17 protein-coding genes are annotated in these 14,787 nt (G+C 62.9%); 6 read left to right on the plus strand and 11 right to left on the minus strand.

All coding sequences use genetic code 11. The annotated features are described in order from the left end of the window. The first annotated feature begins 22 nt into the window (after positions 1 to 22). Positions 23 to 580, plus strand: coding sequence for an ABC transporter substrate-binding protein (locus QM694_RS05855; protein WP_415006012.1), 558 nt, complete (start codon positions 23 to 25; stop codon positions 578 to 580). On the opposite strand, the gene tam is transcribed toward QM694_RS05855, so the two are convergent. Next, the gene (gene tam, locus QM694_RS05860) at positions 571 to 1,338 is read right to left on the minus strand and encodes a trans-aconitate 2-methyltransferase (protein ID WP_415006013.1); all 768 of its coding nucleotides are present in this window, start codon (positions 1,336 to 1,338) and stop codon (positions 571 to 573) included. The two genes, QM694_RS05855 and tam, sit on opposite strands and share 10 nt — an antisense overlap. A 152-nt stretch (positions 1,339 to 1,490) precedes the next feature. Between tam and QM694_RS05865 the strand changes: the two genes are divergently transcribed. Next, on the plus strand, positions 1,491 to 1,895 hold the full coding sequence (locus QM694_RS05865; protein WP_415006014.1) for a hypothetical protein: 405 nt from the start codon (positions 1,491 to 1,493) through the stop codon (positions 1,893 to 1,895). A gap of 55 nt (positions 1,896 to 1,950) precedes the next feature. On the opposite strand, the gene QM694_RS05870 is transcribed toward QM694_RS05865, so the two are convergent. The 3 genes from QM694_RS05870 to ettA form a co-directional block, all read right to left on the minus strand. Further along, on the minus strand, positions 1,951 to 2,553 hold the full coding sequence (locus QM694_RS05870) for a L,D-transpeptidase (protein WP_415006015.1): 603 nt from the start codon (positions 2,551 to 2,553) through the stop codon (positions 1,951 to 1,953). Positions 2,554 to 2,650: 97 nt separating this feature from the next. Then, a complete protein-coding gene (locus QM694_RS05875; RefSeq protein ID WP_415006016.1) occupies positions 2,651 to 3,928 on the minus strand; it encodes a hypothetical protein in 1,278 nt (425 codons plus the stop codon). A 172-nt stretch (positions 3,929 to 4,100) separates the two neighbouring features. Next, positions 4,101 to 5,756 carry an energy-dependent translational throttle protein EttA gene (gene ettA, locus QM694_RS05880; protein ID WP_415006017.1) on the minus strand — a complete coding sequence of 552 codons (1,656 nt, stop codon included), beginning with the start codon at positions 5,754 to 5,756 and terminating at the stop codon, positions 4,101 to 4,103. 128 nt (positions 5,757 to 5,884) lie between these two features. On the opposite strand from ettA, the gene QM694_RS05885 reads away from it, so the two are divergent. Beyond that, entirely contained in the window at positions 5,885 to 6,073 is a 189-nt protein-coding gene (locus QM694_RS05885; protein ID WP_415006018.1) for a hypothetical protein, read from the plus strand. A gap of 17 nt (positions 6,074 to 6,090) precedes the next feature. Then, on the plus strand, positions 6,091 to 6,327 hold the full coding sequence (locus QM694_RS05890; protein WP_415006019.1) for a BrnA antitoxin family protein: 237 nt from the start codon (positions 6,091 to 6,093) through the stop codon (positions 6,325 to 6,327). A gap of 11 nt (positions 6,328 to 6,338) precedes the next feature. On the opposite strand, the gene QM694_RS05895 is transcribed toward QM694_RS05890, so the two are convergent. The 7 genes from QM694_RS05895 to QM694_RS05925 all read right to left on the minus strand — a co-directional run bounded on the left by QM694_RS05895 (position 6,339) and on the right by QM694_RS05925 (position 12,898). Beyond that, positions 6,339 to 7,019, minus strand: a complete 681-nt coding sequence (locus QM694_RS05895) for a TerC family protein (protein ID WP_415006020.1) — start codon at positions 7,017 to 7,019, stop codon at positions 6,339 to 6,341. A 166-nt stretch (positions 7,020 to 7,185) separates the two neighbouring features. Continuing rightward, on the minus strand, positions 7,186 to 7,482 hold the full coding sequence (locus tag QM694_RS05900; protein WP_415006021.1) for a hypothetical protein: 297 nt from the start codon (positions 7,480 to 7,482) through the stop codon (positions 7,186 to 7,188). After that, entirely contained in the window at positions 7,483 to 7,692 is a 210-nt protein-coding gene (locus QM694_RS05905) for a hypothetical protein (RefSeq protein WP_415006022.1), read from the minus strand. Then, positions 7,692 to 8,111 (minus strand): hypothetical protein, encoded by a 420-nt coding sequence (locus tag QM694_RS05910; RefSeq protein ID WP_415006023.1) that lies wholly within the window; start codon positions 8,109 to 8,111, stop codon positions 7,692 to 7,694. Before QM694_RS05910 ends, QM694_RS05905 begins: the two co-directional genes overlap by 1 nt. A gap of 53 nt (positions 8,112 to 8,164) precedes the next feature. Next, the gene (locus QM694_RS05915) at positions 8,165 to 8,545 is read right to left on the minus strand and encodes a hypothetical protein (protein WP_415006024.1); all 381 of its coding nucleotides are present in this window, start codon (positions 8,543 to 8,545) and stop codon (positions 8,165 to 8,167) included. Positions 8,546 to 8,636: 91 nt separating this feature from the next. Further along, a complete protein-coding gene (locus QM694_RS05920) occupies positions 8,637 to 10,625 on the minus strand; it encodes a hydantoinase/oxoprolinase family protein (RefSeq protein ID WP_415006025.1) in 1,989 nt (662 codons plus the stop codon). Then, positions 10,622 to 12,898 (minus strand): NADP-dependent malic enzyme, encoded by a 2,277-nt coding sequence (locus tag QM694_RS05925; RefSeq protein WP_415006026.1) that lies wholly within the window; start codon positions 12,896 to 12,898, stop codon positions 10,622 to 10,624. Before QM694_RS05925 ends, QM694_RS05920 begins: the two co-directional genes overlap by 4 nt. Positions 12,899 to 13,106: 208 nt before the next feature. Here QM694_RS05925 and QM694_RS05930 point away from each other — a divergent pair, with 208 nt between their 5' ends. Then, entirely contained in the window at positions 13,107 to 13,751 is a 645-nt protein-coding gene (locus tag QM694_RS05930) for a hypothetical protein (protein WP_415006027.1), read from the plus strand. 24 nt (positions 13,752 to 13,775) lie between these two features. Beyond that, positions 13,776 to 14,708 carry an SMP-30/gluconolactonase/LRE family protein gene (locus tag QM694_RS05935; RefSeq protein ID WP_415006028.1) on the plus strand — a complete coding sequence of 311 codons (933 nt, stop codon included), beginning with the start codon at positions 13,776 to 13,778 and terminating at the stop codon, positions 14,706 to 14,708. Positions 14,709 to 14,787 lie beyond the last annotated feature (79 nt).

Genomic DNA, 14,787 nt, shown 5'->3' on the forward strand with positions numbered 1-14,787 from the left:
TCGGGCGACTTGGGAGATCATCATGCGTGCACATTTGCGCATTGCCGTCGTGGCTGTTTCATTGCTGTTTGGCGCCGCTGCGGCGGATGCCGCCACCTGCCCCGCCGAACCATTCGTGAAAAGTGCCGGCGCCGTGCTGATGCGCGCCGCGCGCTCCAATTCGCCCGCCAGTTTCTCCGGCATGGTGCAGCGCTATGCCGATGTGCGCGGTCTCGCCTTCTTTGCGCTTGGCCCCTATCGCGGCAAGCTGCCCAAGGCGCAGGAAGGCGAATATGTGTCTCTCACCTTAAGCTTCATTGGCCGCTTCATGGCCAACCACGCCGGGCGTTTCAACGGCAACGGACTGACGGTGATCTCCTGCACCGGCGATGGCGCGAACATGACCGTCACCGCGAAGCTCTCCGGCGGGCAGAAGGTGATCTTCCGCCTCAGCCGCACGCGCGGCGGCTTCAAGGTGCGCGACCTCAACGTCTCCTCGATCTGGCTGGCGCAGCAGTTGCGCTCCAACTTCGTGGGCACGCTGAAACGCGCCGACGGTGATTTGGGGGCGCTGTTCCGCTATCTCAAAACCTATAGCTGAGCCACGATGAAGAGGCGCGGGAAGCTGAGCAGCACCGTGCCATCCACATTCGGCGGATAGGCCTTGGCGATGCGCGCCGTGTATTGGGCGCGGAAGGCCGCCTGCTCGGCTTCTGTGAGGGGCGCCAGGAAGGGCCTGAGGCCCGTGGACGACACCATCTCGACGATGCCTTCAGCGCCTTTCAGCGGATGATTGTAGGCGGTGCGCCAGATGTCCACGCGCGCGGCAAGCGGCTTCAGCGCGTTGTAGTAGTCACGCACCGGCGGCAGCGGCGGGCGCGCGGCCTTGGCCAGTTTCTCCGCCCACGGACCATCCTTGGACGTCTCGCGCATCAGCGCATGGCTGGGCTCTCCCATGTTGTCCGGCATCTGCACGGCGAAAACGCCCTCGGGCGCCAGCGTACCCATGAGGCGGGTGAGAACCTTCAGATGATCCGGCACCCACTGGAAGGTGGCGTTGGAAAAGAGAAGATCCGGCCTCTCCTCCGGCATCCAGTGGGCGAGATCGGCTTCCACGAAACGCGCAGCCGGCAGCGCCGCCCGCGCCTCCTTCAGCATGGCCGGGGAATTGTCGACGCCGGTGATCCGGGCTTCGGGAAAGCGCCGCGCCAGCAATTCCGTGGAATTGCCCGGCCCACACCCCAGATCATAAATAATGCGCGGGTTGGTTAACGGAGCCTGGGCCAGGAGATCCCTCGCCGGGCGGCTTCGCTCATCGCCAAATTTCAGATAAAGCCCGGGATTCCAGTCGCTTGCCATGTATCTCTTCTCCCGCGGTAACCACATCCGTTAAAGTTAAATATTCATTACGACAAATCGCTCGAATTGTATTGATCCGTATACTGTGCAATCTCCACGGTTAGTTGCACTGGTTTTGATCAGTGTGCAGAGTTCAGGAAAGGAAGTATAGCATGCGCGATATTCTCAAGCAGTACGAAGAGCTCCGCGGCCGCCTGGCCGACGAAAACGAGCAGCTCATGATCGAGCGCGTGATGATGCGCGACGTGGCCAGCGCCCGCGCCCGCGAACTGCATGTGAAGCGCGACGAGGAACTGCGCCGCGTCGAGCGCTGGGCCGAGGCGCAGAAGACGGCGATCTCGGAAATCTTCGGCGCCATGATCACCGAATGCGAGACCGACGCCCAGAAGCATGAAGTGTCGATCCGCCGCTTCAGCCCCGACAGCGGCGTGCCCGCCGCCATCGAGGCCCGCGTGACTGCCGCCAAGGAGCTGGACGCCGCCGCCGCCAACCTCTCGCTGGTGGTGGAGAAGTTCCAGCCCACCGAACGCCGCGCCCCCCGCGTCAACCGCGCGTAACGGCGCGCGGTTTCATGCATCTGCTGCAGCAGGCGGGCACGGCGTCCGCCGCTTCTCAGAACAAGCCCATCTTCGCGCCCGGCAGCACCACCACGCGGGTGCCCACCGCCACGCGGTCATAAAGATCGGCCACATCCATGTTCAGCATGCGAATGCATCCGGTTGACGATTTATGCCCGATCGTCGCCGGGCTGTCGGTGCCGTGGATGCGGTAATAGGTGTCGCGGCCGCCCTGGTAGAGATAGAGCGCCCGCGCGCCCAGCGGATTGCCCAGCCCGCCCGGCATGCCTTGCGCCCATGAGGCCGAGACCTTGCTGCGGGCCTTCTGTTCCGGCCTGGGAGACCAGCTTGGCCATTTGGCCTTGCGGCCGATCACCGCCTCGCCCGACCAGCCGAACTCCTCCCGCCCCACGCCTACGCCATAGCGAATGGCATGGGCCTGGCCCAACACGAAGTAGAGAAAGCGCTGCCGGCTATCGACGATGATGGTGCCCGGCGTTTCAGCCGTGTCATAGGCAACGGTGCGCTTGCGGAACCGGTACTCAACCTGCTGCGCGTCGGAGGCAAAGATCGGGAACGGCTCGTCATCCGCCAAGGCCGCGCCCTGCGGCAGCACCAGCGCCGAAAACAAACCAACCCCAAACCGCCGCCTGTTCATGGGCCTATCCCCCCAAGGTTATGCGCCGAACGTGCAGCGCATTCCCGGCAATCTCAAGGCAGCGCGTTACGGTTTCTTTATGGGAGGATTCCCTCGCTCAGCCCGTGGGTGGCGAGCGTACGCTTCGGGAGATTTCGGGGATCGTCTTTTCCCAATCCGCTAAATAGCCGGAAAATGTAACAACCAGCAAACCATCAGACCTGGATGCCACAAGGCGATAGCCAAACTGCTGCCCTTGTGGTTGATCGCGCAACTTTTCCAAACGGATATTCAACTTGTCGCGGGTGAATTCGAACTGAACGACTTCATTTTCTTTCATGGCGGGAAGGTCAAGCGGCGCATCGGACCCGGCGAATTCCGGCTTTTTCTTCACGGTGAATGACGAATACCAGACTTCTTGCCCCGCGAAAGTAAATCCGCTGCTATCTCCATCCTGCATCTCGTACCAATACCCGGGCAACGCGATGCTCCACCCGTAACCGAGATGCCGGTTACATAACGCCCGGCGATAGCCAATGCCCTTCGGCGAAGGCACCGTTTCCCATGCCGCACCCTCCGCAAGAAGTGCGGTAATCTCACGGATTTCCGTAGCTGGAAAATCTGTCGATGTGCTTGCTTTATGTGCGCGATTGCAACATTCGACGGCAGCTTCCATGACCCTCCGTTCATTGTCGCCTGCGGGGACATGCCAAGGAACATCAACCCACAGCAGTGTCCGGGCTGTTCTAATCCAATCTTCCGCGCTTGGTGTTCTGTCCCACCATGGAAACCAATTGGATGCAAACTCAAGAAGTGTCTTATCGCCTGCGCTGGCTATCTTTTCAAATTGCTCCCGTGCCACAGGCCCACGCGGAGTAAGTACGAAATCGTCGCTGGAGTTTGGATAAATGCCGTCGAGGGAAAGCGATACCATCTGAATGCTTCCCTCTGAAACCGCGTGGCCCGAAACCTGCTTTGCGACAGCCTGAAGCCAACTGGCGTGATGGCCCCGCAACGCCTCATAATCACGGCTGGAAAAATAACCCGTCTCGTCGAAGTAATCTTCATCCTCTCCAAATTCGATCAGGGCTTGTGACTTCAAACGGTCGACAGCATCGACCAGAAACGCATGATATCCCGGTCCGCAACTCGACGTCCTTGCCTGAAGGATGATTGCATCGTCCCGCTGGATGAAATCGAGCCATTCCTCACAGTAATGCGCGGCAATCCGGTCCGGAGAGTCCACGGATGGCGGTACCACAATCGCCACGCCGGACTCCTGTGCAGCTTCGCGCAGCGATTTTTCAAAAACCTGCTTCCAGTCGGTTTCGCGGGCAAATACGCCGAAAAATCTACGTGAAGGCTTTTTCGCAATAAGGCTTATGCCGAGACCCATGAAACCTCCAATCTCCGCAAAAGCCTATCAAATCGAATTCAAACGCGCCACTTCCTCTCGGATGGTGGAGAAGCGGTCCGTTAGGTCATTGCCAGAACATCCGTTAGCCCTCAGCTCCCCGTTGCTTCGCAACGGGTCTCTTCCTCTCTCCGCTCACGCGGTGCGAGGACGGCTAGCGCGCAAACTGCTTGTACTTGATCCGTTTTGGCATCACGCTGTCCTCGCCCAGCCTGCGCTTCTTGTCTTCCTCATAGTCCTGGAAGTTGCCCTCGAACCATTCCACGTGGCTGTCGCCCTCGAAGGCCAGGATGTGGGTGGCGAGGCGGTCGAGGAACATGCGGTCGTGGCTGATGATGACGGCGCAGCCGGCGAAATCTTCGAGCGCCTCTTCCAGCGCCGCCAGGGTTTCGGTGTCGAGGTCGTTGGTGGGCTCGTCGAGGAGCAGCACGTTGGCCCCGCTCTTCAGCATCTTGGCGAGATGCACGCGGTTCCGCTGGCCGCCCGACAGCGTGCCCACCTTCTGCTGCTGGTCCGCGCCCTTGAAGTTGAAGGCGCCGGTATAGGCCCTCGAGTTCATCTCGCGCTTGCCAAGATATAGCACGTCATTGCCGCCGGAGATTTCCTGCCACACCGTCTTCTCCGGATCGAGCGAGTCGCGGCTCTGGTCGACATAGCCAAGCTGCACGCTCTCGCCGATCGTCACTGTGCCGCCATCGGGCTTTTCCTGACCCGTCAGCATCCGGAACAATGTCGTCTTGCCGGCGCCGTTCGGCCCGATGATGCCGACGATGCCGCCGGGCGGCAGCTTGAAGGAGAGATCGTCGATCAACAGCCGCTCGCCATAGGCCTTGGACAGGCCCTCGACGGTGATGACATTGGAGCCCAGCCGCTCGCCGGGCGGAATGATGATCTGCGCCGTGGTTGACTTGAGGCGGTTCTCGTTGGCGGTGATGAGCTCGTCATAGGCCTTGAAGCGCGCCTTGGACTTGGCCTGCCGCGCCTTGGGGCTCGATGAAATCCACTCCTGCTCGCGCTCGATGACCTTCTGGCGCGCCGCATCTTCGCGCTGCTCCTGCGCGAACCGCTTGGCCTTGGCTTTCAAATAAGCCGAGTAATTGCCCTCGTAGGGAATGCCGCGGCCGCGGTCGAGCTCGAGAATCCAGCCCGTCACATTGTCGAGGAAGTAGCGGTCGTGGGTGACGATGAGGATGGCGCCGGGATAATCGCGCAAGTGATGCTCGAGCCAGTTCACCGACTCGGCGTCGAGATGGTTGGTGGGCTCGTCGAGCAGCAGCAGGTCGGGCTTGCGCAGCAGAAGCTGGGTGAGCGCCACGCGGCGCTTTTCACCGCCCGAGAGATTGTCGATCGAGGCGTCGCCCGGCGGGCAGCGCAGCGCATCCATCGCCTGTTCGACCTGCGATTCCAGATCCCACAGATTCTGCGCGTCGATCACATCCTGCAGCTTGCCGGCCTTCTCGGCGTTCTCGTCGCTGTAGTCGGCCATCAGCGCATTGTATTCATCGAGGATGGCCTTCTTGGCGGCCACGCCCTCCATCACATTGCCCATGACATCGAGGGCGGGATCAAGCTCCGGCTCCTGCTGGAGATAGCCGCAGGTTGCGCCATCGGCCAGCCACGCCTCGCCGTTCCACTCCTTGTCGATCCCCGCCATGATGCGCAGCAGCGTGGATTTGCCCGAACCGTTCGGCCCCAGCACGCCGATCTTGGCATCGGGGTAGAAAGAGAGGTGGATGTTGTCGAGAACCTTCTTGCCGCCGGCATAGGACTTGGAAAGGCCTTGCATGTGATAGATGAACTGGCGTGCCATGTGCGCTGGAAATCCTGATGAATTTGGAATGTTTCGGGCTGGGCTTCTAGTGGCTTTGAGGGGGGAGTTCAATTGGCTTGGGGTTTGTCCGGCATTGACGGCGCCAATTTATTGTAGTAACAATAATTATGAAGATCACGTTCGATCCGGTGAAACGCGCCGCGACACTTGAACATCGCGGACTCGACATGGCGGATGCGGCGATGATTTTCGCAGGCAATACGCTGACCACGCAGGACGACAGGCAGGATGGTGGTAACGGTGTGGACGGTGCGGAACGGAACGCGCCGCATCATCAGCTTGCGCAAGGCGAATGACAGGGAGTAGGTTCTCTATGGCAAAAGACTGGCATGATCCTGATGATGCCCCCGATCTCTCGGCGGCGAAGTGGCAGAAGAAACTCGCGACCACAGCGGTGAAGCGCGGGCGGCCCAGGCTTGCCAATCCGAAAATATCCACCACCATCCGCCTCGATGCCGATGTGCTGGCGAAGTTTCAGGCGCGCGGCCCCCGCTGGCAATCACGAATCAACGCCGCATTGCGCGAATGGCTGGCGAAGAAGGCGGGGTGACAGGCGAGGAGCTATGAATGCCCCGGCGCGTCTGTTGCCGTGGGCTGGGCGGTGCGCTGTTCGAGCATGATCTTTTTCTGATAGCGGCCCTGCACGATGTCGACGCAGAGGAGAATGCCGACCACGAAGTAGAAGGTGGTCTTGGCCATCGGCTCGACATCATAGCCGAAGAAGCCCAGTTGCGCGATGTGGCCGCCTTCGGCGAGCAGCATCACGCCCACCAGCAGAAGCACGAACAGGCCCAGCACCTCATACATGCGGTTCCGCTGCAGGAAGCGCGCCACGTGTTCGGCGAGGAACACCATGAGCATGCCTGACACGATGATCGCCGCCGTCATGACGATGAAATTATGGGTGAGCGCCACCGCCGACAGCACCGTGTCGAACGAGAAGACGATGTTCATCACGAGGATCCAGAAGATCGCCGATCCGGCGCTGCGGTGCGTGACGTCCGCGCCATGGCCCTCGCCCAATTGCTCCACCACCAGCATGTGGAAGATTTCTTTCATCGCCGTGTGGATGAGAAACGCGCCGCCCGCCAGCACGATGAGGCTGTGGCCGTTGAAGCTGCCGTGCATGAAGGAAAGGCTGAAGCCGAACAGGGGCTCCTGAAACATCTCGATCAGTTCCAGCACCACAAAGAGCAGCAGGATGCGGAGGCCGATGGCGAGGAAGGTGCCCAGCCGCCGCACGTATTTCTGCAGCTCGGGGGCCACCCGCTTCGAATTCGATGGAGATATAGAGAAGGTTGTCGAAGCCCAGCACGGTTTCGAGTGCCGTCAGCACCAGAAAGGTCATCAGGTTTTCAACGGTGAAAAGATCGGCCATGCCCGCCCCGGAATTGTGCCTCGAGCCTGCTTAGCCCGCCTTGCGCCGCATCGCCAGCCGCCAGATCAAGAGCGCCCCGATAAAAGGCGGCGCGCAGGAGAGGCCGATGGCCTTCCACGGCGATTGCGCCGTACCCGCATGGGCCACGATGAGAAACGCGAGGCCACATGCGAACAGCATGACCAACAGCGCGGCGGAGGCGGCGATAAGCCGGACGCGGGAATGACGCGGCTTGCCATTGCGGGCGCGGCGCTTTTCATGCCGGTCGAGCAGCACCCAGAGCACGGCCCAGAGAAACAGGATGCCAAGGATGAGCGGAACTTCCACTTACGCCGCACTCCCCCGTTTGGCGCTGCGCAGGAGATAGACACCGGCGATGAACGGGATCACCGCGAACTTGGCGAACATCGGCAGGCCAGTGTCCATCACGCTGAAGGTTCCGGGCGATTGCAGCCACGCCATGGGAATAAAAAATAACGTGATGGCTGCGGCAAACAGCACCAGCAGGACGCCCGCTATGCGCTTCAGGAAAGTCATCAGCCCTGCCCCGCCAGCCACTCCGCCCCCATGAGGCCGAGGAAGGCAGTGATCAATCCCATGACGGCAAAGAAGCCGAGATGCGGCAGCGTCACCGCGCCGATGCCGATGACGCCCGCCGCCCACAGGCCTGCGAACACCATCAGCACCCGCAGCACCACGTTGCTGCCGCCGTTCGCGCCATTCCGTGCCTGCTCCACCCTGCGCGCGAAGATCACCGTGAAAAGGCCCGACAGGAAGGCGGGCGCCGCGAAGACGAACACCAGCATCGAGATCAGGATGGCGAACAGCGCGCCATTGTCCTGCTCCATCCAGGCGAACAGGAGCTTCCAGACGAGAATGATCGTCAGCGCGACAACAAAGCCGCCCGCCATTTGCAGCCAGCCCAGTATCCGGCACCAGAATTCCGCGCGGTCCATGCCTCACGCCTCTCTGTTCACGTGCCGGACCGTAGAGCAGAGAGGCCGCGCAATCAAACCTTGCTGCGCAGGACTGGCAAGGCGTTCCAGGCGAAGATCAGCATGCCCACAAGGAAGCCGATGGAGGCCAGGGCGGTGACAGGCTCGACGCCGTCATTGCCCTGCAAAAGAATATAGAGGCTGACCACCAGCACGATGCCGCTCACCGCCTGCACCCAGAAATGCACCATCGCCATGCGGCTGGCATTGATCGTTGGAAAGAGGTGATAGAAGAAGGCGAAGATCGCCGACATCACCCAGCCCGCCACCATGATGTGGGCATGGGCGGGCATTTCAATGTGGTCATGGCTGGCCGCCATGTGGATGCCGAGCGCCATGCCGCAAATGGCATAAATGATCGCCAGCCCGAAAAACAAACGCGCCGCCCCTGTCATGTCTTCCCTCCCGGTTGCTGCCTTTTATGGTTGCTGCCTCTTGCGGGCGGCAGGCTTATAGCAGAGTCTGGAGTGCGTGTAAGTATCTTGCTTAGCGCGCCGCGTTGGGTCGGCCGATGGCTTCGGCCTTCACCGTGGCGCCAAGCAGGCCATTGTCGTCCAGCGCGTCGGGAAGAAATTTCTTCTCGACGGTGAGCGTGACCTGCGGAGCTTCGGCGCCCATGCCGGCGATGGCGGTGAGCGCATGGGCTTCCGCCATCTCCCGCGCGGCGAGGAGCGCCTTGCCGCCATCGGTGAACTGGCTGACGCCATCAGGCCCATGCACACGGAACAGCCCGCTGCCATCGCCCTCAACCGTGACGGTGACGGTCTGCGCCACCACGCCGGTGGCCGCCCCCACCGCATTCGCCACATCAAAGAAGGGCGGAAACACCATCTCGCAGGACAGCCTTTTCGCCACTTCGGAATAATAGACGCGCACCGGCCCGCCCACCGCGACGACCGGCACAATCGGCGAGATCGCCACGCGCGCAAGGCCCAGGATGCCGGCGCCCGAACAAACGCTGTCGATCAGTGCGCTGGGCGGCACGGGCGATCCAAAGGCCGTATCGAGGATGACGCGGCAGGTGCGGTCCACCGTGAGGCTCCACACATCGCGGCAGAAGGCTTCGATGCGGGCATCATCGCCCGCTTTCATGTCGCGGAAGCGCACCATGAGTTTCGCGGCCAATCGCGCCGCCTCGCCCGGCCAGTTGGCCTGCAAGCCCAGCACATGCGCGGCGTCCGACGGCGTGAAGCCGCCGGTCTGCACCAGTCCTTTCCGCTTGAGCGAGGCCACGGCGCGCTGGGCGGCGGATGAGACGGCGATGCGGCGGATGGAGACTGGCCGCTCGCCCACCATGTCCAGCATCTCGCGTTCGCGGGGATTGAGTTCGGCGGAGAGAGATTGCGCCGCACCGAAGGGGCGCAGCACGAATTTGCCCTGAAGTGATCCGCCCTCCGTATCGGCAAGATCGGCCTCCAGCATGGCGATGACTTCCGGGTAGCGCGAAGCCAGCAATGAAATGGGAGCGACCCGCTGCGGGCCGATGGACAAGACGCCATTGAGGCCAACGCCGATTTCGCTGTCGCCGCCAAGGCCCACCGTCTTGACGTCGATGGCCTTGACCATGGTGCGCCAGCCGCCCACCTCCGCCCCCTGCTCCGCAACGCGCGGGCGACCCTGTTCGAGCACGCCGAGATCGGTGGTGGTGCCGCCCATGTCGGACATGATGAAGCTCTCAAGGCCGCTCAGCCATGACGCGCCGACCATGCTGGCGGCGGGGCCGGAGAGCACGGTTTCAATGGGGCGGAGCGCCACCTTCTCGGCCAGCGCCAGCGTGCCATCGCCCTTGACGATCATCAGCGGGCAGACGATTCCCAATCCCGCCATGGCGCGGCGCACCGCCTCGATCAGCATGGAGACGCGCGAGATGAGGCGGGCATTCAACACCGCCGTGAGCGCCCGGCGCGGCGCATCGAGCGACGAGGTGAGTTCGGTGGAGAGCGTCACGGGCTTGCCGGTGAACCCGGCGATCAGCTCGCGCGCCTGATGCTCATGGGCGGGATTGCGCACCGCGAAGGCGGACGCAATGGCGAAGGCGTCAACCGGCATGGCTGTCACCGCAGCCTGAAGAGCCGCTACATCGAGCTTCTGCACCTCCTCGCCATTGTGATTGTGGCCGCCGCCGATGCGCGCGATGGGCATGCCGGGAAAGGCCCTGGCGATGCCGGTGCGCTCAGCCATGCCATCGTCAAAACCAATGAGGATTACGCCCACGGCGCTGCCATGGCCTTCCACCACCGCATTGGTGGCAAGCGTGGTTGACACGGAGACCAGCGAAATGTCTTCGGGCTTCAACCCTTCGGGCAGCGAGGCGATGGCCGCCGTGATGGCTCCGGTGACGCCGATCGCCAGATCGCCCTTGGTGGTGATCGACTTGGCGGAGGCGATGACGCGATGGCCCTTCGCCTCGATCACCGCCGCATCCGTATAGGTGCCGCCGGTATCGACGCCGATCAGGTAATTGGCCTGGCTCATGCCGAAAACTCCGCAACCGCGATGGCCGTCATGTTGACGACGCCGCGCGAGGTGACGGAGCCGGTGAGCACATGGGCGGGCTTCGCCGTGCCGAGCAGGATGGGGCCGACCGGCAGCGCATCACCGAACACCTTAGCGAATTGCAGCGCCGTGTTGGCGGAGTTGAGATCGGGCATCACCAGCAGGTTCGCTTCGCCTTTCAGCGATGTCGAGGGGAGCTTGCGCAGCCGCACCGCCTCGACCAGCGCCGTATCTGCCTGCATCTCGCCGTCGACTTCGAGTTCAGGAGCCATGGCGCGCACCAGCGCCAGCGCCTCGCGCATCTTCGTAGATGACGGCGTATCGAACTGGCCGAAATCCGAGTGGCTCACCAGCGCCACCTTTGGCGTGATGCCGAAGCGCTCGACATGCTTGGCGCACATGACGACCGTTTCGGCAATGGCCCTGGCGCTGGGCGAGGACTGCACATGCGTGTCGCTGAGGAACACGATGCCGCGCGAGGTGATGAGCAGGCTCATGGCCGCAAGCTGGGTGACGCCGGGCGCGAGGCCGATGACATCGAGGATGTGGCGGAGCTTGGAGCGGAAGCGGCCTTCCAGCCCGCAGATCATCGCATCCGCCTCGTTGCGGCGCACGGCCACGGCCGCGATGACTGTCGCGGAGGTGCGCACCAGCGTGCGGGCGGAATCGGGCGTGATGCCCCGGCGGCCCGCCACGTCCGCATAGGTCGCCACATAGTCGCGGTAGCGCGGGTCATCCTCGGGGTTGATGATGTCGAAGTCCTTGCCCGGCCGGATCGACAGGCCATAGCGCGCGAGACGCGTTTCCACCACCTGCGGGCGGCCGATGAGGATGGGTACCGCGATCCCCTCCTCCAGCACCACTTGCGCGGCGCGCAACACCCGCTCGTCCTCGCCATCGGCATAGATGACGCGCTTCGGCGCGCGTTTCGCGGCGGCGAAAATCTGCCGCATGATATAGCCCGAGCGGAACACAAAGCGCTGCAGACTTTCGGCGTAGGCCGCGAGATCGGCGATGGGGCGCGTGGCGACGCCGGTCTCGATCGCCGCCTTCGCCACGGCAGGCGCAACGCGCAGGATGAGGCGCGGATCGAAGGGTGCCGGAATGAGCGACTGCTTGCCGAACAGCCGCGTCTCCTCGCCATAGGCACGCGCCGCCACGTCCGACGGCGCTTCACGGGCAAGCTGGGCGATGGCCTCGACCGCCGCGCGCTTCATCTCCTCATTGATGGTGGAGGCGCCCACGTCCAGCGCGCCCCGGAAGATATAGGGAAAGCACAGGACGTTGTTGACCTGGTTGGGATAATCGGAGCGCCCGGTGCAGATCATCGCATCGGGTCGCGCGGCAACCGCCTCTTCCGGCATGATTTCGGGGTTTGGATTGGCAAGCGCCAGGATCAGCGGATCGGCCGCCATGGATTTGAGCATCTCCGGCTTCAGCACGCCGCCCGCCGAGAGGCCGAGGAACACGTCCGCGCCGGCAATGATGTCCGGCAGCTTGCGCGCTGGCGTCTCCTGCGCGAAGGCGTCTTTCCAGCGGTCCATCAGCTTTTCCCGGCCCTTGTAGACGACTCCTTCGAGATCGCTGACCCAGATGTTCTCGCGCTTCGCCCCCAGCGCCACGAGCTGGTTGAGGCAGGCCAATGCGGCGGCCCCCGCGCCGGACGCCACGATCTTGATGGCCCCGATGTCTTTCCCCGCCAGCTTCAGCGCGTTCAGCACCGCCGCCGCGACGATCACCGCCGTGCCGTGCTGGTCATCATGGAAGACCGGAATCTGCATGCGCTGGCGCAGACGCTCTTCCACCTCGAAACATTCAGGCGCCTTGATGTCTTCCAGATTGATGCCGCCGAAGGTGGGCTCGAGCGCCGCCACCACGTCGACCAGGCGGTCCACGTCATTTTCCGCCACCTCGATGTCGAAGACGTCGATGCCGGCGAATTTCTTGAAGAGAACGGCTTTGCCTTCCATGACGGGCTTCGCCGCCAGCGGACCGATATTGCCCAGGCCCAGGACGGCGGTGCCATTGCTGACCACGCCCACCAGATTGGCGCGTGAGGTATAGCGGGCGACATCAGCCGGGTTGGCGTGAATGGCCTGCGACACGGCGGCAACCCCCGGCGAATAGGCCAGCGCCATGTCGCGCTGGTTGGCGAGCGGCTTGGTGGCCGTGACCTCGAGTTTTCCCGGCGTCGGTTCGGCATGGTAGGCAAGTGCGCCCGCCTTGAGATCGGCATGAATCGGTGCGGCCATGGCAAATTCCTTCGAGACTGGCCGCCATGAGGATGATTTGCCGCGAAAAATCAAGGTGAATGGTGGGGGGCCGCCTTCCGCTTGTCACCTCGGCGGACGCCGGGGCCCAGTCCTGGCCGCCAGCGTGCAGGTTGAAAGTCTGGGTCCCGGCGTTCGCCGGGATGACAGGTAAGATTGCATCCGTGAGGCCATCTGTTACATTTGGCGCATGCTGACGCCGTTGAAGCCGGAAGTGTTGAAGGTGGACGATCTCGCCCATGAGGCGCGGCGGTTCCGCACCATTCTCTGGTCCTTCGAGCGCAATCTCGATCTCCTGTTCCGCGATACGGGCCTTGCGCCCCGCGTCGACCATGAAGCGCTGGCCACCGCCTTTTCGCGCTGGCGGCGGGTTTTTGACGAATCCAAGCATTTCGCCAGCGCCGACCGGCATGATTTCGTGATCTATGCGGCGGGGCTGATGCTGAAGGAACTGGTGGCGGCGGCCCCCCTCAAGGCCGTGCCCGACGCCGATAATGATCTGCCGCGCCTGCCCGCAACGCTCGACCACCGGCTGGCCCGCTGGCCCGAAGGCTATGCCTATACGAGCTTCTGCCTTTCCGTGGCGGGCGCCGTGCTGGCCGAAATGGGCGATGCCGGGCCTGAAGCCTCGCGCGCCGCCGATGACCCCAAATTCTGGGACAGCTTCCGCGAGAACGCGCTGGAAAGCCCGGCGGCGGCCATCGCCTTCTTCGATATCGTCTGCGGCCAGGAGCCCAACTGGGATGCGCCTGACGTGCCGTGGATGCGCAAGAGCTTCACCTCCGCCATGGAGCGGCTGGACCAGCCGCCGCCCGCCGCGCGGATCGGGACATAAGAAACAAGAAAATGGGAGACGGCAATGTTTTACGGCACGCCGGAGGGGACCGGTTTTGAAACCCTCGACCCCCGCTTTGAAGCCTGCCTGATCGGCCACGCCCGCGTCGAAAGGCTGTGGACGGGGGCGCGCTGGCTGGAGGGGCCGGCATGGTTTCCCGCCGGGCGCTACTGGATCTGCTCCGACATTCCCAACAACCGCATGCTGCGGCTGGACGAATGCGACGGCTCCGTCTCGGTGTTCCGCCAGCCCGCCAACAATTCCAACGGCAATACGGTGGACCGGGAATACCGGCTCGTGACCTGCGAGCATGGCGCGCGCCGGGTGACCCGCACCGAGCATGACGGATCGATCACCGTGATCGCCGACCGCTTCGAGGGCAAGCGCTTCAACTCGCCCAATGACGTGGTGGTGAAATCCGATGGCTCGATCTGGTTCACCGATCCCTCCTACGGCATCCTTGCGGATTATGAAGGCGGAAAGGCCGACAGCGAGATCGGCCGCTGCAACGTCTACCGCGTCGATCCCCAGACTGGCGCCATCACCATCGTGGCCGATGATTTCGAAAAGCCCAATGGCCTGGCGTTCTCACCCGATGAGACGTTTTTATACATCGCCGACACCGGCATCACCCACACCAAGGACGGGCCGAAGCACATCCGCCGCGTGGCGGTGAAGCCGGATGGAAAATCGCTGGGCGCATCAACGGGATTTGCCAACTGCACGGCAGGCCTGTTCGATGGCTTCCGGTTCGACCGCGACGGCCGCATCTGGACCAGCGCAGGCGATGGCGTTCACTGTTATGATCCCGATGGCACGCTCTTGGGCAAGATCGTGATTCCCGAACTCGTGGCCAATGTCTGCTTCGGGGGGCCCAAGCTCAACCGCCTGTTCATCTGCGGCACCACGTCGATCTATACAATTTATCTCGCCATCAACGGAATTCGCGGGCGCTGAACCTGAATTCGCCGCAATGTTGGCGGACGACTCCGTTTGAGAACTGATGCGTGCCGCTTGACTCCTCTTGGGGCCACGG

It is taken from the genome of Aestuariivirga sp. (assembly GCF_047602625.1).
Classification (GTDB): domain Bacteria; phylum Pseudomonadota; class Alphaproteobacteria; order Rhizobiales; family Aestuariivirgaceae; genus Aestuariivirga.

What these genes read in the sequence shown, in the direction of transcription:
- QM694_RS05855 (WP_415006012.1), top strand. Translation starts at nt 23, where the DNA reads ATGCGTGCACATTTGCGCATTGCCGTCGTGGCTGTTTCATTGCTGTTT.
- tam (WP_415006013.1), bottom strand. Translation starts at nt 1,338, where the DNA reads ATGGCAAGCGACTGGAATCCCGGGCTTTATCTGAAATTTGGCGATGAG.
- QM694_RS05865 (WP_415006014.1), top strand. Translation starts at nt 1,491, where the DNA reads ATGCGCGATATTCTCAAGCAGTACGAAGAGCTCCGCGGCCGCCTGGCC.
- QM694_RS05870 (WP_415006015.1), bottom strand. Translation starts at nt 2,553, where the DNA reads ATGAACAGGCGGCGGTTTGGGGTTGGTTTGTTTTCGGCGCTGGTGCTG.
- QM694_RS05875 (WP_415006016.1), bottom strand. Translation starts at nt 3,928, where the DNA reads ATGGGTCTCGGCATAAGCCTTATTGCGAAAAAGCCTTCACGTAGATTT.
- ettA (WP_415006017.1), bottom strand. Translation starts at nt 5,756, where the DNA reads ATGGCACGCCAGTTCATCTATCACATGCAAGGCCTTTCCAAGTCCTAT.
- QM694_RS05885 (WP_415006018.1), top strand. Translation starts at nt 5,885, where the DNA reads ATGAAGATCACGTTCGATCCGGTGAAACGCGCCGCGACACTTGAACAT.
- QM694_RS05890 (WP_415006019.1), top strand. Translation starts at nt 6,091, where the DNA reads ATGGCAAAAGACTGGCATGATCCTGATGATGCCCCCGATCTCTCGGCG.
- QM694_RS05905 (WP_415006022.1), bottom strand. Translation starts at nt 7,692, where the DNA reads ATGACTTTCCTGAAGCGCATAGCGGGCGTCCTGCTGGTGCTGTTTGCC.
- QM694_RS05910 (WP_415006023.1), bottom strand. Translation starts at nt 8,111, where the DNA reads ATGGACCGCGCGGAATTCTGGTGCCGGATACTGGGCTGGCTGCAAATG.
- QM694_RS05915 (WP_415006024.1), bottom strand. Translation starts at nt 8,545, where the DNA reads ATGACAGGGGCGGCGCGTTTGTTTTTCGGGCTGGCGATCATTTATGCC.
- QM694_RS05920 (WP_415006025.1), bottom strand. Translation starts at nt 10,625, where the DNA reads ATGAGCCAGGCCAATTACCTGATCGGCGTCGATACCGGCGGCACCTAT.
- QM694_RS05925 (WP_415006026.1), bottom strand. Translation starts at nt 12,898, where the DNA reads ATGGCCGCACCGATTCATGCCGATCTCAAGGCGGGCGCACTTGCCTAC.
- QM694_RS05930 (WP_415006027.1), top strand. Translation starts at nt 13,107, where the DNA reads ATGCTGACGCCGTTGAAGCCGGAAGTGTTGAAGGTGGACGATCTCGCC.
- QM694_RS05935 (WP_415006028.1), top strand. Translation starts at nt 13,776, where the DNA reads ATGTTTTACGGCACGCCGGAGGGGACCGGTTTTGAAACCCTCGACCCC.